Source organism: Halomonas sp. LC1 (genome assembly GCF_030247125.1).
Taxonomy (GTDB): Bacteria; Pseudomonadota; Gammaproteobacteria; order Pseudomonadales; family Halomonadaceae; genus Vreelandella.
In genome coordinates this window covers 110,079-130,284 of the sequence record NZ_JASSPG010000007.1, presented here as the reverse complement: position 1 = coordinate 130,284, position 20,206 = coordinate 110,079, and the positions used below count along the sequence as shown (strand labels likewise).

General features: G+C 55.6%; 19 protein-coding genes. 10 read left to right on the top strand and 9 right to left on the bottom strand.

Annotation, left to right across the window (positions count from 1 at the left end; all coding sequences use genetic code 11):
* Positions 1–36 precede the first annotated feature (36 nt).
* Both QIT27_RS12630 and QIT27_RS12625 read right to left on the bottom strand, forming a co-directional pair.
* A complete protein-coding gene (locus QIT27_RS12630) occupies positions 37–1,380 on the bottom strand; it encodes a sodium-dependent transporter (protein ID WP_285264053.1) in 1,344 nt (447 codons plus the stop codon).
* 155 nt (positions 1,381–1,535) lie between these two features.
* Positions 1,536–2,405 carry a DUF72 domain-containing protein gene (locus tag QIT27_RS12625; RefSeq protein ID WP_285264052.1) on the bottom strand — a complete coding sequence of 290 codons (870 nt, stop codon included), beginning with the start codon at positions 2,403–2,405 and terminating at the stop codon, positions 1,536–1,538.
* A 195-nt stretch (positions 2,406–2,600) separates the two neighbouring features.
* Between QIT27_RS12625 and hglS the strand changes: the two genes are divergently transcribed.
* Complete coding sequence (gene hglS / locus QIT27_RS12620; RefSeq protein WP_285264051.1) at positions 2,601–3,971, top strand: 2-oxoadipate dioxygenase/decarboxylase HglS; 1,371 nt, start codon at positions 2,601–2,603, stop codon at positions 3,969–3,971.
* Here the strand turns inward: hglS and QIT27_RS12615 are convergent.
* A complete protein-coding gene (locus QIT27_RS12615) occupies positions 3,961–4,755 on the bottom strand; it encodes an IclR family transcriptional regulator domain-containing protein (RefSeq protein WP_044629320.1) in 795 nt (264 codons plus the stop codon). The two genes, hglS and QIT27_RS12615, sit on opposite strands and share 11 nt — an antisense overlap.
* A gap of 155 nt (positions 4,756–4,910) precedes the next feature.
* Here QIT27_RS12615 and aroQ point away from each other — a divergent pair, with 155 nt between their 5' ends.
* Positions 4,911–5,357 (top strand): type II 3-dehydroquinate dehydratase, encoded by a 447-nt coding sequence (gene aroQ, locus QIT27_RS12610; RefSeq protein ID WP_159343584.1) that lies wholly within the window; start codon positions 4,911–4,913, stop codon positions 5,355–5,357.
* A gap of 1 nt (position 5,358) precedes the next feature.
* Here the strand turns inward: aroQ and QIT27_RS12605 are convergent, their stop codons facing one another.
* The 6 genes from QIT27_RS12605 to QIT27_RS12580 all read right to left on the bottom strand — a co-directional run bounded on the left by QIT27_RS12605 (position 5,359) and on the right by QIT27_RS12580 (position 12,085).
* Positions 5,359–6,309, bottom strand: a complete 951-nt coding sequence (locus tag QIT27_RS12605; RefSeq protein WP_285264050.1) for an AEC family transporter — start codon at positions 6,307–6,309, stop codon at positions 5,359–5,361.
* 79 nt (positions 6,310–6,388) lie between these two features.
* Entirely contained in the window at positions 6,389–7,267 is an 879-nt protein-coding gene (locus QIT27_RS12600) for a shikimate dehydrogenase family protein (protein WP_285264049.1), read from the bottom strand.
* Entirely contained in the window at positions 7,264–9,162 is a 1,899-nt protein-coding gene (locus tag QIT27_RS12595) for a bifunctional sugar phosphate isomerase/epimerase/4-hydroxyphenylpyruvate dioxygenase family protein (RefSeq protein WP_285264048.1), read from the bottom strand. The genes QIT27_RS12600 and QIT27_RS12595 overlap by 4 nt, the downstream gene beginning before the upstream one ends.
* 28 nt (positions 9,163–9,190) lie before the next feature.
* On the bottom strand, positions 9,191–10,456 hold the full coding sequence (locus QIT27_RS12590) for a TRAP transporter large permease (RefSeq protein ID WP_285264047.1): 1,266 nt from the start codon (positions 10,454–10,456) through the stop codon (positions 9,191–9,193).
* On the bottom strand, positions 10,453–10,950 hold the full coding sequence (locus QIT27_RS12585) for a TRAP transporter small permease (protein WP_285264046.1): 498 nt from the start codon (positions 10,948–10,950) through the stop codon (positions 10,453–10,455). Before QIT27_RS12585 ends, QIT27_RS12590 begins: the two co-directional genes overlap by 4 nt.
* 88 nt (positions 10,951–11,038) lie before the next feature.
* The gene (locus QIT27_RS12580) at positions 11,039–12,085 is read right to left on the bottom strand and encodes a DctP family TRAP transporter solute-binding subunit (protein WP_285264045.1); all 1,047 of its coding nucleotides are present in this window, start codon (positions 12,083–12,085) and stop codon (positions 11,039–11,041) included.
* 164 nt (positions 12,086–12,249) lie between these two features.
* On the opposite strand from QIT27_RS12580, the gene QIT27_RS12575 reads away from it, so the two are divergent.
* The 8 genes from QIT27_RS12575 to pcaG all read left to right on the top strand — a co-directional run bounded on the left by QIT27_RS12575 (position 12,250) and on the right by pcaG (position 20,049).
* Positions 12,250–12,954 carry a TetR/AcrR family transcriptional regulator gene (locus tag QIT27_RS12575; RefSeq protein WP_285264044.1) on the top strand — a complete coding sequence of 235 codons (705 nt, stop codon included), beginning with the start codon at positions 12,250–12,252 and terminating at the stop codon, positions 12,952–12,954.
* A gap of 175 nt (positions 12,955–13,129) precedes the next feature.
* The gene (locus QIT27_RS12570; protein ID WP_285264043.1) at positions 13,130–14,458 is read left to right on the top strand and encodes a class-II fumarase/aspartase family protein; all 1,329 of its coding nucleotides are present in this window, start codon (positions 13,130–13,132) and stop codon (positions 14,456–14,458) included.
* Positions 14,459–14,645: 187 nt separating this feature from the next.
* Positions 14,646–15,464: a CoA transferase subunit A gene (locus QIT27_RS12565; RefSeq protein WP_044629327.1), complete on the top strand. Its 819-nt coding sequence runs from the start codon at positions 14,646–14,648 to the stop codon at positions 15,462–15,464.
* Positions 15,464–16,237: a CoA-transferase subunit beta gene (locus QIT27_RS12560; protein ID WP_044629328.1), complete on the top strand. Its 774-nt coding sequence runs from the start codon at positions 15,464–15,466 to the stop codon at positions 16,235–16,237. The genes QIT27_RS12565 and QIT27_RS12560 overlap by 1 nt, the downstream gene beginning before the upstream one ends.
* A gap of 25 nt (positions 16,238–16,262) precedes the next feature.
* Complete coding sequence (pcaF, locus tag QIT27_RS12555) at positions 16,263–17,465, top strand: 3-oxoadipyl-CoA thiolase (RefSeq protein ID WP_285264129.1); 1,203 nt, start codon at positions 16,263–16,265, stop codon at positions 17,463–17,465.
* A gap of 11 nt (positions 17,466–17,476) precedes the next feature.
* Positions 17,477–18,646, top strand: a complete 1,170-nt coding sequence (gene pcaDC, locus QIT27_RS12550; RefSeq protein WP_285264042.1) for a bifunctional 3-oxoadipate enol-lactonase/4-carboxymuconolactone decarboxylase PcaDC — start codon at positions 17,477–17,479, stop codon at positions 18,644–18,646.
* Positions 18,647–18,678: 32 nt separating this feature from the next.
* On the top strand, positions 18,679–19,401 hold the full coding sequence (pcaH, locus tag QIT27_RS12545) for a protocatechuate 3,4-dioxygenase subunit beta (protein ID WP_044629330.1): 723 nt from the start codon (positions 18,679–18,681) through the stop codon (positions 19,399–19,401).
* Positions 19,402–19,416: 15 nt separating this feature from the next.
* Positions 19,417–20,049, top strand: coding sequence for a protocatechuate 3,4-dioxygenase subunit alpha (gene pcaG, locus QIT27_RS12540; RefSeq protein ID WP_285264041.1), 633 nt, complete (start codon positions 19,417–19,419; stop codon positions 20,047–20,049).
* Positions 20,050–20,206: the final 157 nt, after the last annotated feature.

Here is a 20,206-nt window from a genome sequence, read left to right as displayed (position 1 = left end):
TAGAACAGCCCCGCCAGCTAGCGGGGCCGTGACGGCTTAGAGTAAGCCTGTGACGAAGACAGCGATGACGCCTGCGGGCGCTACATAGCGCGCGATGATGTTCCATACGCTGATGCCCGTGGCTGATAGCCCAAGCTCAGCCTCGACACTCTTGCGCTCTAAGCACCACGCAGCGAAGAGAATCGCACCCAGGCCGGTGAGCGGCAGCATGATTTTGCTGGTCAGCGTATCCAGCAGGTCGAACACGCCCATACCGAACATGAGCGGCTCGCTCCACACGTTGAAGGAGAGCAGAGCGGCAATACCCAGCGCCCAAGCACCCACCCCGGCAACAATGGTCGCCATCACGCGAGACAGCGGCGTGCGCTCTTCAATAAACTCCACCACGGGCTCAAGCAGCGAAATGGCCGAGGTCAGCGCTGCGAAAGTGAGTAGCAGGAAGAACATCAAACCCAGCAGAGAGCCACCGTCCATGTTGCCAAATGCCAATGGCAGCGTGACGAAAATCAGCCCAGGTCCCGAGGCGAGGTCCAGGTTGTTCGCAAACACGATGGGGAAGATTGCAAGCCCCGCTCCGAGTGCAATTACCGTATCCATGATGATGACGGTACGGGCAGTTTGAAGCAGGTTGATCTCTTTGCCCAGGTAAGAGCCGTACGCCATCATAATCCCCATGCCCAGCGAGAGCGTAAAGAACGCATGCCCTAATGCGGCCAGCACCGTCTCTGCGCTTAGCTTGCTCCAATCCGGGTTGAACATGTATACCAGCGCCTGGCCGAAATGGCCGGTCGACATGCCATAACCGATCAGCACGACCAGCAGAAGCGCCAGCACCGGCATCAAGATGCGCACAGCGCCTTCCAGACCCTTCGTGACACCCTGAGCCACAATGCCAATCACCAAGAGCATAAAGGCAGAGTGGCCTAGCAACAGCAACCCAGGATTGCTGAGCATGCCGTTAAACAGCGCGCCGATGCCGTCAGCATCTTGACCGCTGAAGGTGCCGGTGACGGAGTTCAGGGTGTAGTAGAGCGACCAGCCGCCGATCACGCTATAAAACGACAGGATTAAAAACGCCCCAATGATGCCGCTGATGCCTACCACGGCCCACATACTGGATTTATTGGCTTGGCGTGCCAGCTCGGACATCGTGCTTGCGGGGTTCTTCTGACCGCGCCGCCCGATAAGCCACTCAGAAACAAGAATGGGCAAGCCAATGAGCCCAATACAAAGCAGATAAACAAATACGAAAGCAGCCCCGCCGCTTTCGCCCACCATGTAAGGGAACTTCCAAATATTCCCTAAGCCAACCGCTGAACCCGCTGCGGCCAGCACAAAGGTCATACGCGATGACCACTGTGCATGTGCAAGTTTTGCCATAAATCACCTGTGTTACGTTCAATTGTAATGAGTCGTTATCGGCGTGCTGAGCCGATTTTCGGAAATAGAGAAATTGCCAGCGTACTTTTCCGAAAGAACGCGCAATTTATCCGATCATGCTAGGGCTTGCCAGTCAGCCCGCCTAAAAAGACGGCCTAAAATAGCTGGCTCTGCTTCTCGTTGGCGAAGGCTTCAAGCGCAGGCAGTGCCATCTGCTGTTGAAGAAGGCCGTAGAGCGCGCGCGCCATCTCGGGCGACTCGCGGTTATCTGCTGTATGCACAAATAAGAAAGGGGTTTTCCCCTGACTTATCCACAGCTTTAGGCGCTCTATCCACGGCGCGAAATAGCGAGTGTTGATGGTTTTGTCAATATGGCCGATGAAGCGAATAATCGGTTGCTCTGCCGTGGAGAGCACGTGTAACGGGAGTTTCGGTTTTTCCTGCTGAGCGTGAGCAAGACCCGGATGGCCGTTGGCAGGGGTCGAGAACACCGGACGTACATCCAGCATGACACGGTTGGCCCTATAAGTTATCAACAATCGGTTGAGGGCTTTCTCCTCCTCACCCTTGTGGAAAAAAACAGGATGGCGCACCTCGACAGCGCTGGGTAGCTGCGTTGGCCAGTGGGCGAGCAAGGCTTCGAGTTTAGGCAGCTCTGAGGGGCCGAAATCACGCGGCAGTTGGACCATGGTCGGGCCAAGCCGGTCATGGAGCGGCGTCAGTGCCTCTATGAACTCCCAAGCAGAGGCTAAACTGCCGAGCCGCTGGTCGTGCGTCACGCTGGCGGGCAGTTTAAAGCAAAAGCGAAAATGGGCGGGTGCTTGGCGCGCCCAGGCAGCGATGGTATCGGGCTTGGGGGCGCCGCTGTAAAACGTCGTATTGCCCTCCACGCTGGAAAACACCGCGGCGTAATCACTGAGCAAGTCGGTTTTGGCTTGGCGCGGGTAGAGGCTGCCCTGCCAATCCTGGTTGGCCCACATGGGCAAGCCCAGATAGAGCGGTAGCGGCGAGCGTGAGGCAGTCATCTAAACGGTGGCCTTTGTCGAAGCGTAGAATTGTCGAAACAGAAAGGCTTAGTGTAACCGTAACACCATGGGCTGTGGCGGGGGCTCAAGGCGTGTTAATGAAGATAACGGCCAAATTTATGCAATTTTCCCCGTCGCTGCAGCGCTACTATGGTAATCGTCATAACCCCCACAAGATGACCAACAGGACGCCCCATGGATGCTGCTTATGTAAGTGCCGACGATATTCGCGATCAGTTTTCCAAAGCGATGTCGGCGATGTATCAACAGGAAGTGCCGCAATACGGCACGTTGCTCTCGCTGGTGGAGAGCGTGAATCGTGATGTCTTGGCCCAAAATGCCACCTTAGCCCACACACTCGAAGCATCGGACGAGCTAGCGCGCCTTAGCGTTGAGCGGCATGGAGCGATCCGCGTTGGTTTGCCTGAAGAGCTGTCACTGCTACGGCGTATGTTTGCGGTGATGGGCATGCACCCCGTGGGGTATTACGACTTGGCCGCCGCCGGTGTGCCGGTTCACTCCACGGCGTTTCGCCCGGTGGATGATGACGCCTTGAAGCGCAATCCCTTCCGCGTATTTACTTCCTTGTTACGTCTTGAGCTCATCGAGAACCCACAGCTGCGTGAGCAGGCGCGGGACATTCTCTCTCGCCGTGAGATCGTCACGCCCGCGGCCCAGGCGCTGATCGCCCGCTGTGAAGCGCAAGGTGGCCTAAACGCGGCCGATGCCAGGGCGTTTGTTCAGGCCGCGCTGGATACTTTCCGCTGGCACCACGATGCCACCGTGGATCGCGCCACCTATGACCGCTTACACCAAGAGCATCGGCTTATTGCCGACGTGGTGAGCTTTCGTGGCCCGCATATCAACCATTTAACCCCGCGCACTTTGGATATTGATGCAGTACAGCAGCAGATGCCGAACGTTGGCATCGACCCCAAGGCGGTGATCGAAGGCCCGCCCCGTCGCCGCTGCCCGATTCTACTGCGCCAAACCAGCTTCAAGGCGCTGGAAGAGACGATCACCTTTGCCGATAGCGTGGCGGGGCATCACACCGCCCGTTTTGGCGAAATCGAGCAGCGCGGCGTTGCCCTCACCCAGAAAGGGCGAGCGCTATACGACCAGCTGCTGGCCCAGTCGCAGCAATTGCCTCCCGCCAAAGATAACAGCGCTCATCAGGCGCAGCTGGCGGAAGTGTTCCAAGCATTCCCTGACGACCACGCCACGCTGCGTCGTGAAGGGCTCGCGTTCTTCCACTACCAAGCGGTGCCAGATACCAACGTATCGCTTCCCGCGCAGATCAACGTGGATACCCTTGAAGCGCTTATTGATCAAGGCGCACTGACCTGCCAGCCCATGATTTATGAAGACTTCCTGCCGGTTAGCGCGGCGGGCATCTTCCAATCGAACCTGGGCGGCGAGCAGCGCGACGAATACGCCAGCCAAGCCAACCAAGCTCAGTTCGAGCGTGACCTGGGTGCCTCCGTGATTGATGAAATTGCGCTGTATGAACAGCGCCAGCAGGCATCACTGGATGAGGCGTTGTCGGTATTGGGGGCTACGCACTAATCGTAGTGCGAATGAGGCGCGCCGTTTCCTGCAACAGCGGCAAATACTCTTTGAGCAAGGTGTCCATATCGACGCGAGCGGCATTAGTGCTGATATTAATAGCGCCAAGCAGTTTACCGTTTGCGTCGAAAGCAGGTACGGCCAACGAGCGAAGCCCAGAGTCTAGCTCTTGGTCGGAGATGGCATAGCCTTGCTGGCGCACTTGGTTAATGCATGTTTTTAGGCTAGATACATCGGTAATGGTTTTGTCGGTGTATCGCTGTAGTGAGATACGTCCTAAATAATCGTCTAGCGAGGTTTCGGGCAACTGAGCCAATAAGACGCGTCCCATCGACGTATGCGCGGCTGGTAAGCGTGTTCCTACGGAGAGCGTGATTGCCATTAAGCGGTGGTGCGCTGCTGAACGAGCAACGTAAATTACGTCATCACCATCCAGCACTCCCAACGAGGAGGATTCACCGCATTTGAGCGTAATTTCCTCTAAATACTGTTGGATAGCACTACGGTAATTATTGGACGATAAATACGAATAACCTAGCTGGAGTACGCGTGGTGCTAATTCAAAGTAGCGCTGCTGTTTACGAACATAGCCAAGGGCATGCAGTGTCAGTAGAAAACGCCGGGCCTTGGCACGGTTCATGCTCGTGCGGGCAGCCACTTCACTCAGCGTCATACGTGGATGGCTATCATCAAAAGCCATGATGACTTCTAAACCACTTGCCAGGGCAGTCACAAAGTCGCGGTCGTCGGGCTTGAGCGCCTCTTCCTGGGGGAAGTCGTCCATTCTTGTCTACTCATCGTATTATTACATGGTCAGTCGTTAAGGTAGCATAGTGTTCGAATAGCGAACAGTTGTGCTTTCTGGCTAGGAGGCGGATGAACAGTTCCCCCACTATGGTAAATTCATACTGTTCGATTCATTCACAAAGAGACAGAACAATGAGCCAAGGTAAAGTCACCGTGTTGCATGGGCCTAATTTGAATCTCTTGGGAGCTCGTCAGCCTGAGATTTATGGCTATGAGAACTTAGAGGATGTGAATAATACGTTGCGTGAAATAGCCGTCCTATCCGGTTGGGAGATCAATTGTTTTCAAAGCAATCATGAAGGCGCATTAATTGATGCAATTCACTCGGCACGAGTAGACGGGACCAGTGCCATCATCATTAATCCTGCTGCCTACACGCACACATCGGTCGCTATCCTTGATGCGCTGAATGCTTTTGAAGGAAAAGTGATTGAAGTTCATATCTCAAACGTACACAAGCGGGAAAGCTTTCGCCACCACTCCTATGTGTCACTGCGTGCCGATGGTGTGATTGCAGGCCTTGGGACTTATGGCTATCAGGCAGCTTTAAACTCACTCATAAGCGAATCCGCTACATAGTTTATATATTAAGAATACTGCTGAGTGTCATGAGCCAAATAAGTAGGCTAAGCGTAAAAAAGGAAGCGATCGTCGCCACTAGCATGGCGGTGGCGCTGACGTCTCCTAAGTGATAGCGCTGCCCAAATAGGGGATAGATGCTAATCATTGGTGACGCGGCAAACAGTAGTGCACCCGCCATGTATATTGGCTCAATATTAGGCATCAGTAGAAACGCGACCAAAATAGCCAAGGGGTGAATGAGCAGCTTACCAACCACAATTTGCTCTACATCTCTCATCATCCCTTGAGCGCGCAGACCAAATAACGATCCACCGATGACAAATAGCGCGGCAGGTCCTGCTGCTTCCGCCAGCATATGAATCGCTTTATCAATAGGGGGAGGAATGACGATCCCGGTAGATGCGATGACGATCCCCACGGTTAACCCAATCAGTATGGGGTTTTTGGCCAGGCTTCGTGCCGTTTGGCGCAGGGTATGCCACACGTTTGAGCCATGCTGGTTACCCATCTCAGCAAGAATAAGCGCGGTGGGAATCACAAGCAGGTTTTCAACGAGCATATTGAGAGCTAATAGCACCGCAGCCGGTGAGCCAATGACCATTGCGGCGACCGGGTAGCCAACAAATCCGCTATTCGATGCGGCCATTCCGAGTGCTTGCATGGCGCTGGCGTTAAGGGGTTGGCGCTGCAGTTTTAAGCAAAGTACTAAGCCTGCGCCTAACACGGCTATCGAGCCCAAACCGTACGCCAGCAAATAACTGGGCTGAAAAATCTCGCCTAGTGGCTGTTGGGTTAATGCGCGAATCACCAGGGCTGGCAGGGCACAGTACAGCACAAAAATACCCACGCCTTGCAGCTGTTCGCGCTGGATAACCCCGCTCCACCGAGCTATGTAGCCAATACCAATCAGCAGAAAAATAGGGGTGGTAATGGCTAGGATGGCGAGCATGGAAGTCTCTCCAGCGCATTAGGAGGTTGAAAGGCTCAAGTTCGAATGGCGAATAATTGTACGCTATTGCGAGAGTCTATCATGGCACACGTTGTGCTCTTGGTGAGACAAGTTGCTCGATATAGTGCGTGCGCAGGGGGATCACATGAGGCGTAATCTGTTCAGCGCTGAGGTGGCCATGGGTGAAAAATCGAAATGCGTCCACGCCCTGAAAGACGAACAGGTCAACGCCGGAGAGCGTTTTCGCTTTTGCTCGATGAGCCGCCATTAACAGCTCGGTATGGGCCGGAATATAAACCGCATCAAACACCCAGTGCTGAGCGCCAAGGCCGGTGGTATCGATAGGGCAACCGGGATGGTTGATGTGTCCAATGGGGGTGCAGTTCACGACTCCTTGCCACGTTGGCAGTTCGCGCTGCGCTTGCTCGGCTGAAACGCACTCCGCTGCGATGCCCATGGCGTTAAGGTCTCGACACAAGGTGTCGGCACGCTGCTCGTCGCGCTCCAGAATATGGATGCAGTGGGCAGACAGCTCGCCGAGCGCACATGCCACGGCGCGTCCTACGCCACCGGCACCGATCAGTAAGACATCGCCCGCTGGCTGGCTGCCAAACGAGTGGCGGTAGGCGCTAATAAAACCCGTGTAGTCGGTGTTTTCGGCTCGCGACCCCTGTTCATCGAACAGTAACGTATTGGCGGTACCGACTCGTTGTACGCCTTCTCCGCAGATGTCCGCTAATTTTGCGGCTTTCTCTTTAAAGGGAAAGGTGACGTTGGTGCCCCGGTATCCCTCTGCGCGTAGCGTTTGAATCGCTCTGGGGAAGTCAAAATCCACGATACCTAGGCTGTCCACTAAGTCGTAGCGAACAGCCACGCCCAATGATGCGCCCAGGCGTTCGTGCAGGTCGGGAGATTGTGATTTGGCGATACCTTCGCCGACGAGTCCTAATTTGATCATGCTGGGCGCTCTCCCGTGTCGCGACGAGTGTTGTCCGTGTCACCATTAATATCTGAGGCTAAGAGGTCAGCTTCTAGGCGCTGCTGTGCCGTGACGCGAACAAAGGCATTTGGCGCGCCTAACCCTTGATAGCCCTCTCGCTGCACCAATTCGATGAAGAAGGCTTTATGGTTCGGTTGCGTATAGAGCTGATGGAAGTCGCCGTGACTGTCTTGGTCAAAGAGAATGTGGTGCTCCTGCATCCAGGCGTGCGTTTGTGCGGGGAGATCAAAACGCGCCGCCAAGTCACGATAGTAGTTGCTGGGTATCGGTAGCACTGGGGACTTCGCCTGATGTAAGGCCGTACTGGTATCGCGCATGGAGGTGGTGCTTAAGGCAATGTGATGAACGCCGGAACCACCGTACTGACGGACAAAGCGGTTGCTGGCCGTATCCGGTGAGGCGCTGGCATTGAGCGCTAAGCGAAAACGACCATTGCCGTTTTGGAGGACTTGGCTTTGAATCAAGCCCCGTGGGTCGGTGACATCGAAAGAGGGGGTCACCTCCAACTGGAAGATGGCGCGGTACTGCAGCATCAGTGAAAGATAGTCATGGTAGGAGAGCGCGACGCTGATATGGTCGATATCCACCAGTGACCCTTGGGGAACCGGCTGGCGCTCCACTGGAAACTCGCGATCCCATGTGCGGCTCAGCTGCGAATCGTCGATGATATAAGAGAGGCTGCCGTCGACATTGCGCAGCGCGCTCATTCGGTGGCTTGCCCCTACCTCTTCAGGCTCCACAATCTCGTAACCCAGCTTGTCTGCTCGTTTAAACGCCTCATACGCGTTGCCTACACGTAGGCCAATCGCTGTGACGGCCGTGGCGTCACGCCCTGGTACACGGCCCGTAAAGCTTGATTCAGTATTCAATACTAAGTTGACGTCGCCTGCGGCCCAGCGCTCGGCGTTCAGCGTGTGATGCCGACCTACGCAAGCCATTCCCAGTGCGCTGAGCAGCTCGCGCAGCGGTGCCAAATCATTGGGTTCAACCGCTATTTCGAGAAAGGCCACGGACTCAATCGGCTGTGGAGCGGGAATGCCGCTATCGGCTTGCATGCTGCGCAGCAAATGGTAAGAGCGCAAGCCATCGCGGGCGGTTTGGTCGCTGTGGCCCATGCGAAACACATCGTTAAAGATCTCATGGGAGAGCGGGCCGTCGTAACGAGTCTCTTCCAGCATGGCCATGAATTTATCCATCTGAAGCTCGCCTTGGCCGGGGAAACAGCGGTAGTGGCGGCTCCATGAGAGATGATCCATAGACAGGCGCGGCGCATCGGCGGTCTGTACCAAAAAGATGCGATCGCCGGGAATACGGCCAATGGTGCCTAACTCTGTTTGGCGCGAGAAAATATGGAAAGTATCCAGCACCAAGCCAATATGAGGGTGGGCGGCACGGCGGACCACTTCCCAGCTGTCTCGGTAATCGTGAATATGTCGCCCCCAGGCCAGCGCTTCATAGGCCACGCGTAACTGGCGTTTAGCAGCGCGCTCGCCAAGCTCGAAAAAATCATCGGCAGCGCGGCTAATCCCTGGGAGTGCATCTGGGTGGACGGTGCTGCATGCCATCAGCAAATCGGTGCCGAGCTCTTCCATCAGGTCGAACTTATGCTCGGCGCGATCAAAGGCCCGTTGCCGCGCGCGGCCCTGTAGTCCTTCAAAGTCACGAAAAGGCTGTAGGGTGACCAGCTTCAAACCGCGGGCGCGAATGAGCTCGCCTGCTTCCCGTGGCGTGCCTGCGAACGCGGTTAAATCGTTTTCAAATAGCTCAAGCCCTTCAAAGCCTGCCTGCGCAATCGCGTCTACTTTCTCTTCCAGTGATCCGCTGAGGCAAACGGTAGCAATTGATGAGTACATAGCATCATGCTCCTTGTAATGGTGGAGATCAGTAGCCAGCCAAACGCGGCAGGAACGTCACTAAGGACGGTACAAAGGTAATGAGCAGCAGCACTAAGAACTGGACCGCGAGCATGGGCATAATGCGACGGATAATGGGGCCCATGCCCACGCCTGAGACGGAGTCCGCAACAAAGAGGCAGAGACCCATGGGAGGGGTAATCAGGCCCATCATTAAGTTAAAAATAACCACAATGCCGAAGTGCAAGGGGTCAATGCCCAGCGCCATGGCAATGGGGTGAAGGATGGGGACAAGCACCAAAATAGCGGCAATGCCTTCTAAAAATAGCCCGACCACCAGCAGCAAAAGAATGACGGCAATGAGGAAGGTCCATTGGGTATCAATGCTCATTAAGGCCCATTCTGTCAGCATGTTGGGCACACGCTCGAACGTTAACACCCAGTTGGCGGCGGCCACGGCCCCCATAATGACCATGATCACTGCACTATCGCGCATGGCGCGGGCAAAGATACCGGGCAGGTTGACCAGTTTGATATTGCGGTAGAGCACCACGCCGAGAATCAGCGCATACACGACGGCAAACGCTGCCGCCTCCGTAGGCGTGACAATGCCCGCAAGAATGGCGCCCACCACAAACACCGGCATGAGCGCAGGCAGTAAGCCATGCAGTAACGCGTGACGCCGTGACTGCTGTTTTACCTTCGCCGTACTAAGGTCGCCTGCAAAGAAGTAGACGTAAGTTGAGAGCCCAAAGGCAAGTAAGAAACCAGGCACGATACCGGCTAAGAAGAGCCCCGGCACCGAGACGCCCGATACGGTAAGCGCGTAAATAATGACCGGAATGCTAGGGGGAATAATAGGGCCAATCACGGATGAAGCCGCAGTGAGGGCGGCAGCAAAGTCACGCGGGTAGCCCTCCTTTTCCATCGAAGGAATGAACACTCGGCCAAGCGCCGACGTATCCGCAATCGCTGAGCCCGAAAGCCCGGCAAAAATCACAGATGCCCATATATTGACGTGTGCAAGTCCGGCCTTGAGTCGGCCAACAATAGCGCTGGCTAGGTTAATAATGCGGTGGGTGATACCGGCTTCGTTCATCAGCTCGCCGGCTAAAATAAATAGCGGAATAGCCAGCAGCGGAAAAGACTCCATGCCACCAAAAAACTGCTGCGACACGATGCGAATGTGGTACGGCAAATCACCGGCGCTCATGAGTACCGTGAGAGAGCCTAAAATCGCAAAGGCAAACGGCACACCCAGTAAAATAAGCGCTACAAGTAGGATAAAAATCATGAAGATGCCTCCTCGCCGGCTGGCTGGCTCAGTCGCAGGGCGCCCATAACGAGCGCTGAGAGGCTAAGTAACCCACCGCCTAATAACATAGAGGCTTGGAACAGCCACATTGGCATGCCGGTACTTGATGAGGTGCGCCCGCCCCGTGCTGAGATAAACTCAACCGCTGACACCATTAAACCGATGCCGACAGCGAGCACCACTAAGTCAACAGCGACCGCTTGCCAACGCATCCAGTGCGCAGGCAGTAAACGGCGGATAAGGTCGAATCCGATATGCTTATCTTGTAAATAGGCCCAGGCCATACCGAACATCAGGCCATAAATCATTAAGTAAATAGCGGTGTCTTCTCCCCAGCTAATGGAGCCGCCATAGGTGTAGCGCGCAAACGCATTGCCCGCGACCAGCAGGAAAATCAGCATCATGGCAAGCCCTGCCAAACTGCCATTAAAAAGTATGAGGCCACGGTGTATCCGGCTGAGAAGAGCAGACATAAAGGCACCTTCAATCAATAGTCAGGCACGCAAGGGGGCGAGTAGGCCACTATGGGTCTACTCGCAAGCACTCGCTTTGCATGGCATGTTAGAAGCGTGAGGAAGCGTCATTCACTGCGGAAGAGAGGCGATCGATCCATTCGGCATCATCGCCAAGCTCATTGCGCAGATAGGCCTGTACGGGCGGTTGTGCTGCTTCGCGGAAAGCCTCCATTTGTTCAGCGGTTGGCTGAGTGATCTCCATACCTTCTGCTTGCAGCTTGGTAATCCCTTCCGCGGAGTTGAACTGCTGAATGGCACGGCCGGTGGTGCCTGCTACCACGGCAGCACGGTTCACTGCGGCTTGCTCTTCTTCAGAAAGCGACTGGAATATCTCATCGTTGATGAGGATGTGATCGACACCATACACGTGGCGATCAAGCGTGAGGTAATCCTGGAACTCGTAGAAGTTGTTGCCGTAGATGACGGAGATAGGGTTTTCCTGGCCATCAACAACGCCAGTCGCCAGTGCCGTGGGCACTTCACCCCAGGCGATACCCTGTGGCTCACCACCCAGCGCGGTGACCATTTCTAGGTAAAGCGGGATGGTTTGCACTCGGAATTTCAAACCCTGCATGTCTTCAGGGGCATGAATGGGGCGGACAGAGTTGGTGAAGTGACGAAAGCCAGTTTCCCCATACGCCAGAGTACGCAAGCCGGTTTGTTCGAGGCAGTGTTCAGCGAGTGCCGTACCAAACTCACCGTCCATAACTTCCCAAGCGACGGGCGCAGATGGGAAGGTGTACGGAATATCTGTTACCGCGACGGCTGGGCAGAAGTTAGCGTAGGCGCCGGAGACCATCGCAATACTAATGGTGCCATCCTGTGCACCTTCAATCAGTTCAGTTTCACCGCCTAAAGAACCCGCCGGATAAAGCTCAACCGTCAGATCGGTTTCGGCTTCTACTAGGTTTTTGAAGACTTGACCGGCCGCGCCCTTTTTAGAAGTTGTCCAGTCGTCAGGGTCCACATGGGCAAAGCGTAAGGTTTGTGCTGAGGCATGGGCCGCAGAGAAGAGTGCAGCCATGGTGACGGCCACTGTTAGCGTGCGTTTCATAGATGTTTTTTGTAGTGAAAACATGGGGCGTAGAGACATTATTGTTGTCCTCTTGTCGAGCCATTGTCATGGAGCTTGAAAAGCCATGAAGGTAGCGCGCATGGCCATTTCACTGTGTCCAAATCAACAATGTACGAAATGGTACGTTCAGTCAAGGTATGGCATACTAGACCAAAGACGATCACGATAATAAAGGCCTATCAATGACAGCCAAATCCAACGCTTCTTCGTCCTCCTCTCTACGACGTGGTCGTAAAAACGACCCTGAGTCTGTCCAGGCCGATATTCTTGCAGTCGCCACTCGAGAATTCTCGGAAAAAGGTTTGTCAGGGGCGCGAATTGATGAAATCGCTGAAAAAACGCGCGCCTCTAAGCGTATGATTTATTACTACTTCAAAGATAAAGAGACGCTTTACTTACATACGTTAGAAGCGGCTTACCAAAAAGTGCGCTTGCAAGAAGCTGAGCTACAGCTAAATCATTTGGCCCCGATAGAAGCACTGAGCCGATTAGTGCGGTTTACGTTTTGCCATCATGCTAAAAATCCCGATTTTATTCGCCTCGTCATGATTGAAAATATTCATCATGGCCGCTATCTGGCGCAATCGAAGCTGATTCAATCGCTAAATGCGGGGGTGATTGATGCCCTAACCAACGTATACAACCGCGGTGTTGAGGAGGGGTGTTTTCGTGAAGGGCTAGATCCCCGTGAGCTTCATTGGCTCATTAGTGCACTGTCATTTTTTAATGTCTCCAACCAGCACACGTTTTCACGCATTTTTGATTGGAAACAGGCGGCACCGGAAAATCAGCGCAAATTAGAAGACCATGTCACGGACATGGTGATGCGGTACGTAGTGCCGGATGATGCCGCGATAGCAAAGCCACAGATAGCAAAACCAGAGTAAGCAACAATAGCGCCCATTCCCAGATTTTGGTTGCCTGATAGGCAGAGGTCTATTTAGCCTATAGTTCGAAGAGCGAACATAAGTACAAACATGAGTACAGACAAGACAGTAAGCTCAGAACTATCGTCTCTTGGCACTCTGTTGCCAAGGTATTGCTAAAGGAGGCTTCGTCGCCATGCCCGCTATATTTACCAAACACCCCTTCATGAGCCAGCCCGCCTTAAACGCATGCGATGAGCACGCCATGGTGAATGCCATGCTGGCCTTCGAACTAGCCCTTGCTGAGGTGCAGGAAACCAGCGGCGCCGTACCGGCCGGAGTTAGCCAGCAAATGCGTCACCAGTTGGAAAATGCCACCTTCAGCGTCGCCACCATTGCGGAAGGCATTGCCAGTGGTGGCAATGTGGCGATTCCTTTTGTGAAGCAGGGGCGTGCGCTTTTGGCAGATGACCTCAAGCGTTACTGGCATCAAGGGGCGACGAGCCAGGACGTGGTCGATTCGGCGCTGATGCTGCTGCTGAAACCGCGCTTGGCGGCGCTGAATGCCTTGCTGCTGCGCTGTCGTTCAGCGGCGATAGCGCTGATGGACGCTCACGCAAAGACCGTGATGGTAGGGCGCACCCTGATGCAGCAGGCGCTGCCGATTACCTTTGGGGTCAAGGTGGCCCACTGGGCGATTGGCCTAGAGCAGAGTCGACGTCACTTGGCAGAGGTGGAGTTACCCGTGCAGTTTGGCGGGGCGGTGGGCGTGCACTCAGGGTGGGACAACCTGGGGCTAGAGTGGATGGACGCCTTGGCTGAGCGGCTGGGGCTGTCTGCGCCTGTGCTTCCCTGGCATACCGACGGCTATCCGATCCATGCCCTCGGCACGGCATTGGATGCAGTCGCGGGGGCGGCTGAAAAAATCGCCCTTGATGTTTCTCTACTGACGCAAACCGAAGTAGGCGAAGTGGCAGAGCCTTTTGCTCCTGGGATGGGCGAGTCATCGTCAATGCCTCATAAGCGTAACCCCGTACGTAGCGCACTGATTAAGGGGGCAGCGCGACAAGTGCATGGCCATACAAGTGTATTGATCCACGCTGCGGCTCAACCTCTTGAGCGAGGGTTGGGCGAATGGCATGCAGAGTGGGCGCCGTTAGTCGAAAGTACTCTGCTGGTAGAAGGCGCCTTGGAGCAGGTCGCCGCACTGTTGGAAGGGCTCGAAGTGAACTCTGAGAATATGGCGCGCAACTTGGCGGCCACGGGTGGGGGCATCATGGCCGAGCCGGTAGCCCGATTATTGGCTCCCACCCTAGGCACTGACAAGGCCAAAGCCATCAGTGCGGAAGCAGCGGAAACGGCTCGTCTAGAAGCCCGTGCCTACGCAGATGTGCTCTCAAGCCATCCTGATGTGCAGGATATTATCGACGCCAATGCGCTGCGTGATGCCTGCAATCCAGCTTTATACCTTGGTAGCAGCGAAAAGCAGGTGACGCGTGCCCGTGCATGGCTGCTTTCTGATTAAGCGATTGTTTATACGTGTTTTTTTAGTTTATTAGTCACCTTTGTGCTGTTCGCTCATTGTCCGGGAAACTCAGCCGCCATTTGACCCCGTAGGTGTTCGGAAGTAACTTGTTCGTATTAAGAATCTATGTTCGTTTGTCGAACAAATACCGACAAGTATGGCAACGACCAGCTAAGAGGCACCTAATATGGCCGAGTTTCTCAGCTTGCATGACGCAGTAGCGCGCTACGTTCAAGACGGCGCTACCGTGGCCATGGAAGGCTTTACCCATCTGATTCCTTTTGCGGCGGGTCATGAAGTGATCCGTCAGAAAAAGCGTGATCTAACGCTGATTCGCATGACCCCCGATATTATTTACGATCAAATGATCGGCGCGGGTTGTGCCAAAAAAGTCATCTTCTCGTGGGGGGGCAACCCTGGCGTGGGATCGCTGCACCGCCTGCGTGATGCGGTTGAGAAAGGCTGGCCCTGCAAGATCGAGATTCTTGAGCACAGCCACGCGGCCATGGCCTGCGCCTTTGAAGCGGGTGCCGCAGGGTTACCGCTAGCGGTTTTCCGTGGCTATATCGGCAGCGAGCTGCCCAGCGTCAACGATCAAATCAAATTCATTGAGTGCCCGTTTACCGGCGAGCGCTTAGCCGCTGTTCCTTCGGTGCGCCCGGATGTTTCGATCATTCACGCTCAGCGTGCCGACCGCCAAGGCAACGTGCTGGTCGAGGGGATCGTTGGGGTGCAGAAAGAGGCGGTGCTGGCGGCCAAGCACAGCATCGTCACAGTGGAAGAGATTGTCGATGACCTGGGCGCGACCCCTAATGCCTGCGTGATTCCCAGCTGGGCGGTCAGTGCCATTGCGGTGGCAGAGAAAGGTGCGCTGCCTTCTTATACTCACGGCTACTACGGCCGCAGCAACCTCTTCTATAAGGAGTGGGATGCCATCGCTCGCGACCGCGATACCTTTACCCAGTGGCTGGATGACAACGTCTTTAATGCAGGAGGCCAAGCCTGATGAGTCTGGAATATACCTCTTCTGAAATGATGTCGGTCACCGCTGCGCGAGCGCTGGAAAACGGCATGACCTGTTTTGTAGGGATCGGTTTGCCCTCAGAAGCTGCCAACTTGGCTCGACTCACTCATGCACCCGACGTGGTGCTGATTTACGAATCCGGCACCTTGCAAACCAAGCCCGATATTCTGCCGCTCTCTATTGGCGATGGCGAACTGTGCGAATCGGCGCTCACCACCGTGGCAGTGCCGGAAATGTTCCGCTACTGGCTGCAGGGCGGCAAGGTGAGCGTGGGTTTCTTGGGCACCGCGCAGATTGACCGCTTTGCTAACCTTAACACCACGCTGATCGGCGATTACAAAGCCCCAAAAGTGCGCCTGCCAGGCGGCGGTGGTGCGCCGGAAATTGCCACTAATGCAGGTGAAGTCTTTATCACTCTAAAGCACTCTAAGCGTGCTTTTGTGAAAGATGTCGACTTCGTCACTACGCTCGGCTTTGGTCGCGACGGTAAAGGTCGCGACAATGTGCCCAATATTGGCAAAGGCCCCACTCGCGTCATCACCGACCTCTGCGTGATGAAACCCGACCCGGATACTAAAGAGCTGGTTGTGGTGTCGCTGCATCCCGGTGTGAGCCGAGAAGATGTGATTGAAGCGACCGGTTGGGAGGTACGCTTTGCCGAGCAGCTTGAGAGTACCCCAGAGCCTAGCGAAAAAGAGCTGACTATCCTGCGCGAATTAAAAGCGCGTACCGAGCGTGCCCACGCTGGCGAATAAGGAGACTGTTATGAGCGATGTTGTGATGAAAGACGTCTATCTCTGTCATCCCCGCCGCACTGCCGTTGGGCGCTTTGGTGGCACGCTGGCCAGCGTGCGCCCCGATGACTTTGCCGCGACCATCTTTAAAGCCGTCTTGGCCGAAGCGCCAAACCTTGACCCGGCCGCTATTGAAGAAGTCTTTATGGGTTGTGCCAACCAAGCGGGGGAAGATAACCGCAATGTGGCGCGCATGTCGTCGCTGCTGGCGGGCATTCCCACCTCGGTGCCCGGCACGACCATGAACCGCCTGTGTGGGTCGGGAATGGATGCCGTGGGCACCGCCTTTCGCGCTATCAAGGCCGGTGAGATGGAACTGGCCCTGGCGGGTGGTGTGGAATCTATGTCCCGTGCGCCCTATGTGATGGGCAAGGCCGACAGCGCCTTCGCCCGGGGGCAGAAAATCGAAGACACCACTATCGGCTGGCGTTTTATAAACCCCGTCATGAAGAAAGCGTACGGAGTGGATTCAATGCCGGAAACGGCGGAGAACGTGGCCGAACAGTTCAACATCTCCCGAGCAGACCAAGATGCCTTTGCCCTGCGCTCACAGCAGAAAGCGGCGGCTGCCCAAAAAGCCGGGCGTTTTGTTCAAGAAATCACTCCTATTGAGATCCCCCGCCGCAAGCAGGACCCACTGATCTTTGATCAGGACGAGCATCTGCGGGAAACCACGCTTGAGAAGCTGGCGGCACTGCCTACGCCTTTTCGTGAAGGCGGTAGCGTGACGGCGGGCAACGCTTCTGGTGTCAACGACGGCGCAGCCGCCATGCTGGTGGCCAGCGAAGCGGCGGTTAAACAGCACGGCCTTAAGCCGATGGCGAAAATTATCGGCATGGCCACGGCTGGCGTTGAGCCGCGCATCATGGGCTATGGTCCGGTACCCGCGGTACAAAAACTACTCAAACGTACCGGTATCGCCATGGACGATATCGATGTGTTTGAGTTTAACGAGGCATTTGCCGCCCAGGCGTTAGCTTGTATGCGCGACCTAGGCTTGGCTGACGATGACCCGCGTGTTAACCCAAACGGCGGTGCGATTGCCCTTGGACATCCGCTGGGCATGTCCGGTGCCCGCCTATTGCTGACCGCTGCCCATGAGCTGCAAAACAGCGGCAAGCGCTATGCCCTGTGCACCATGTGCGTAGGTGTCGGCCAGGGTATCGCCACGCTAATCGAACGCGTTTAACGGAGGTAGGCATGGCTTTTCATACCACCAACGGCCGCAGCGTCGCCTACCGACTGCTCGGCTCAGAAGTGAACCCACTGATCGTGCTGGCGCACCCGCTGGGCATGAGCCAGGCAGTATGGGATGACGTGATCCCCGCGCTGCTGCCCCGCTATCGAGTGCTTACCTGGGACCTGCCCGGCCACGGTGCCAGCCAGGCGGTCAGCGGCACACAGATAACGCCTGCCGATCTAGCCGAAGAGGTGCTAGCGTTGGTAGAACTGGCGGGCGTGCAACGGTTTCACTTTGCCGGTACCTCCATTGGTGGTGTGGTCGGCCAGCAGCTGATTGCCGCACATCCTGACCGGCTGCTTTCCGCGACGCTGACCAATACAGGGGCGGTAATCGGCAACCCCGATTTGTGGAACACTCGCGCTGGGCGCGTGCGTCAGGAAGGCTTGGCGGCGATGGCTGAGGAAATCGTACCGCGCTGGTTTGCCCCTGCGACGTTCGAGGCAAGCCCCGCACTGAAAGCGGGCTGGTGCGTGCAAATGGGTCGTGGCGATGATGAGTCCTACGCTCAGCTATGCGAAATGCTCGGCCGCGACACCTTTACCGGCAAGCTTTCCGGCAAGCGCGCCAAAGTGCAGCTGTTTGGCGGTAGTGAAGATGTGGCCACACCGCCTGCGGTACTGGACGCGCTCTCTGCGGAGCTCGGTGGCGTCCCGCTGGAGGTTTTTGACGGCGTCGGCCATGTGCCCTCAGTAGAAGCCCCGGCACTGTTCTCACAAAAGCTGCTCGCCGTGCTGGCAACGGATCTAGGCGATGTGGCCAACCAAGGCGTGGCCTACTCGACCGGCCTGGAAACCCGCAAGCAGGTATTGGGAGATGAGCACGTGGCACGTTCTACCGCCAACGCCAATACCCTCGATGCCCCCTTCCAGCAGATGATTACTCGCCTGGCCTGGGGCGAGCTGTGGAGCAACAATGACTTGACCCGCCGTGAGCGCAGCATGATCACCACGGGAATTCTCGCCGCGCTAGGGCGTGAAGAGCTAACCCTGCACTTGAAAACCGCCAAGCGGGTTGGCCTGACTGAAGCCGAGTTGCGCCAAGTGCTCATGCATGTAGCGATTTATGGCGGCGTTCCGGCAGCCAATCACGCCTTTGCCCTTGCGAAAGAGCTGGGCTGGGGCGAGTAGCGAATCAAAATAATGGATAAGAGGTAAGGGCGATGACCCACGATAACAAACGCTTTGTGGCCCGTGACCGTAACTGGCATCCGCCTGCTTATGCGCCTGGTTATAAAACCTCAGTAGCGCGCTCGCCCCAGCAGGCATTGGTCAGTATGCAACAGCCCACTGCATCTGAGCTGACAGGCCCTGATTTTAGCCATCTGCGTATGGGGCCGCATGATAACGACTTGTTAATGAACTTTAGCCAAGGCCAGGGCCTTCCCCAGGGCGAGCGCATTATCATGTTTGGCCGGGTGGTGGATCAGTTCGGCAAGCCCATTCCGCATACGCTGGTAGAAATGTGGCAAGCCAACGCGGGAGGGCGCTACCGGCATAAGAATGATAAGTACTTGGCTCCACTCGACCCTAATTTCGGTGGTGTAGGGCGCTGTCTGACCGATGAGCAGGGCTTCTACCGTTTTCGCACCGTCAAGCCTGGCCCCTACCCGTGGCCCAACGATATGAACAGTTGGCGGCCCGCGCATATTCACGTCTCAGTCACTGGGCCTTCGATCTCTACCCGACTGATCACTCAAATGTATTTTGAGGGTGACCCGCTGATTCCTCTCTGTCCCATCGTGCACACGCTGAAAGACCCGCTCGCGGTCGAGACCATGATTGGGCGACTGGATATGGCGCATAGCAAGCCGATGGACTGCCTAGCCTACCGATTTGATGTGGTGGTACGCGGTGAGCTGCAGACCTACTTTGAAAACCAATAAGGGCGGGGATATCTCATGAATCAGCCTAACAGCCAGCCGACCAGCGACCTGATGCTGCGTGAAACCGCCTCGCAAACCGCTGGCCCCTACGTGCACATCGGTCTTGCCCTCGCCGCTGCCGGTAATCCCGTGCGGGATGAAGAGATCTGGAGCGAGATGGCCAAGCCCGATGCAGAGGGTGAACACATCCAGGTGGTAGGTACCGTTATCGACGGCAACGGCGACCTGGTGCGCGATGCCTTCTTGGAGGCATGGCAAGCGGATGCGAACGGTCACTACCAAGCCGATTACGACCTGACCAAGCCGTTCAATAGCTTTGGCCGCACCGCGACCACTTTCGATCATGGCAGCGAGTGGTCGCTGACCACCATCAAGCCCGGTTCGGTGAAACATCCCAGCGGTCAGTTAATGGCGCCGCACATCAACCTCACACTGTTTGCCCGGGGCGTGAACATCCACCTACAAACACGGCTCTACTTTGATGATGAAGCTGAGGCGAACGCCCAGTGCCCGGTGCTATCCCGCATCGAATCTCCGGCGCGTCGGCAAACCTTGATTGCCAAACGTGAAGAGCAGGATGGCCAGGTGCGCTATCGTTTGAATATTCGACTGCAGGGTGAAGGCGAGACGGTGTTTTTTGATTTTTAACCCTGTCGGCAATTAAATACCCTCTACCTACAAAAAAGCGTTGCTTATTCATGAGCAACGCTTTTTATTTTGTCCCGACCTTAGTCGATAGGTAATCTTCTAAAAGTCCAACTTTTACCTGGCATTGTATCTTTTAAGAGTCATATTTTTTCAGCAG

What these genes read in the sequence shown, in the direction of transcription:
- QIT27_RS12590 (WP_285264047.1), bottom strand. Translation starts at nt 10,456, where the DNA reads ATGATTTTTATCCTACTTGTAGCGCTTATTTTACTGGGTGTGCCGTTT.
- QIT27_RS12560 (WP_044629328.1), top strand. Translation starts at nt 15,464, where the DNA reads ATGAGTCTGGAATATACCTCTTCTGAAATGATGTCGGTCACCGCTGCG.
- QIT27_RS12575 (WP_285264044.1), top strand. Translation starts at nt 12,250, where the DNA reads ATGACAGCCAAATCCAACGCTTCTTCGTCCTCCTCTCTACGACGTGGT.
- QIT27_RS12585 (WP_285264046.1), bottom strand. Translation starts at nt 10,950, where the DNA reads ATGTCTGCTCTTCTCAGCCGGATACACCGTGGCCTCATACTTTTTAAT.
- QIT27_RS12605 (WP_285264050.1), bottom strand. Translation starts at nt 6,309, where the DNA reads ATGCTCGCCATCCTAGCCATTACCACCCCTATTTTTCTGCTGATTGGT.
- QIT27_RS12615 (WP_044629320.1), bottom strand. Translation starts at nt 4,755, where the DNA reads ATGGACGACTTCCCCCAGGAAGAGGCGCTCAAGCCCGACGACCGCGAC.
- QIT27_RS12630 (WP_285264053.1), bottom strand. Translation starts at nt 1,380, where the DNA reads ATGGCAAAACTTGCACATGCACAGTGGTCATCGCGTATGACCTTTGTG.
- QIT27_RS12625 (WP_285264052.1), bottom strand. Translation starts at nt 2,405, where the DNA reads ATGACTGCCTCACGCTCGCCGCTACCGCTCTATCTGGGCTTGCCCATG.
- QIT27_RS12595 (WP_285264048.1), bottom strand. Translation starts at nt 9,162, where the DNA reads ATGTACTCATCAATTGCTACCGTTTGCCTCAGCGGATCACTGGAAGAG.
- pcaF (WP_285264129.1), top strand. Translation starts at nt 16,263, where the DNA reads ATGAAAGACGTCTATCTCTGTCATCCCCGCCGCACTGCCGTTGGGCGC.
- hglS (WP_285264051.1), top strand. Translation starts at nt 2,601, where the DNA reads ATGGATGCTGCTTATGTAAGTGCCGACGATATTCGCGATCAGTTTTCC.
- QIT27_RS12570 (WP_285264043.1), top strand. Translation starts at nt 13,130, where the DNA reads ATGCCCGCTATATTTACCAAACACCCCTTCATGAGCCAGCCCGCCTTA.
- QIT27_RS12580 (WP_285264045.1), bottom strand. Translation starts at nt 12,085, where the DNA reads ATGTCTCTACGCCCCATGTTTTCACTACAAAAAACATCTATGAAACGC.
- QIT27_RS12600 (WP_285264049.1), bottom strand. Translation starts at nt 7,267, where the DNA reads ATGATCAAATTAGGACTCGTCGGCGAAGGTATCGCCAAATCACAATCT.
- pcaG (WP_285264041.1), top strand. Translation starts at nt 19,417, where the DNA reads ATGAATCAGCCTAACAGCCAGCCGACCAGCGACCTGATGCTGCGTGAA.
- pcaH (WP_044629330.1), top strand. Translation starts at nt 18,679, where the DNA reads ATGACCCACGATAACAAACGCTTTGTGGCCCGTGACCGTAACTGGCAT.
- pcaDC (WP_285264042.1), top strand. Translation starts at nt 17,477, where the DNA reads ATGGCTTTTCATACCACCAACGGCCGCAGCGTCGCCTACCGACTGCTC.
- aroQ (WP_159343584.1), top strand. Translation starts at nt 4,911, where the DNA reads ATGAGCCAAGGTAAAGTCACCGTGTTGCATGGGCCTAATTTGAATCTC.
- QIT27_RS12565 (WP_044629327.1), top strand. Translation starts at nt 14,646, where the DNA reads ATGGCCGAGTTTCTCAGCTTGCATGACGCAGTAGCGCGCTACGTTCAA.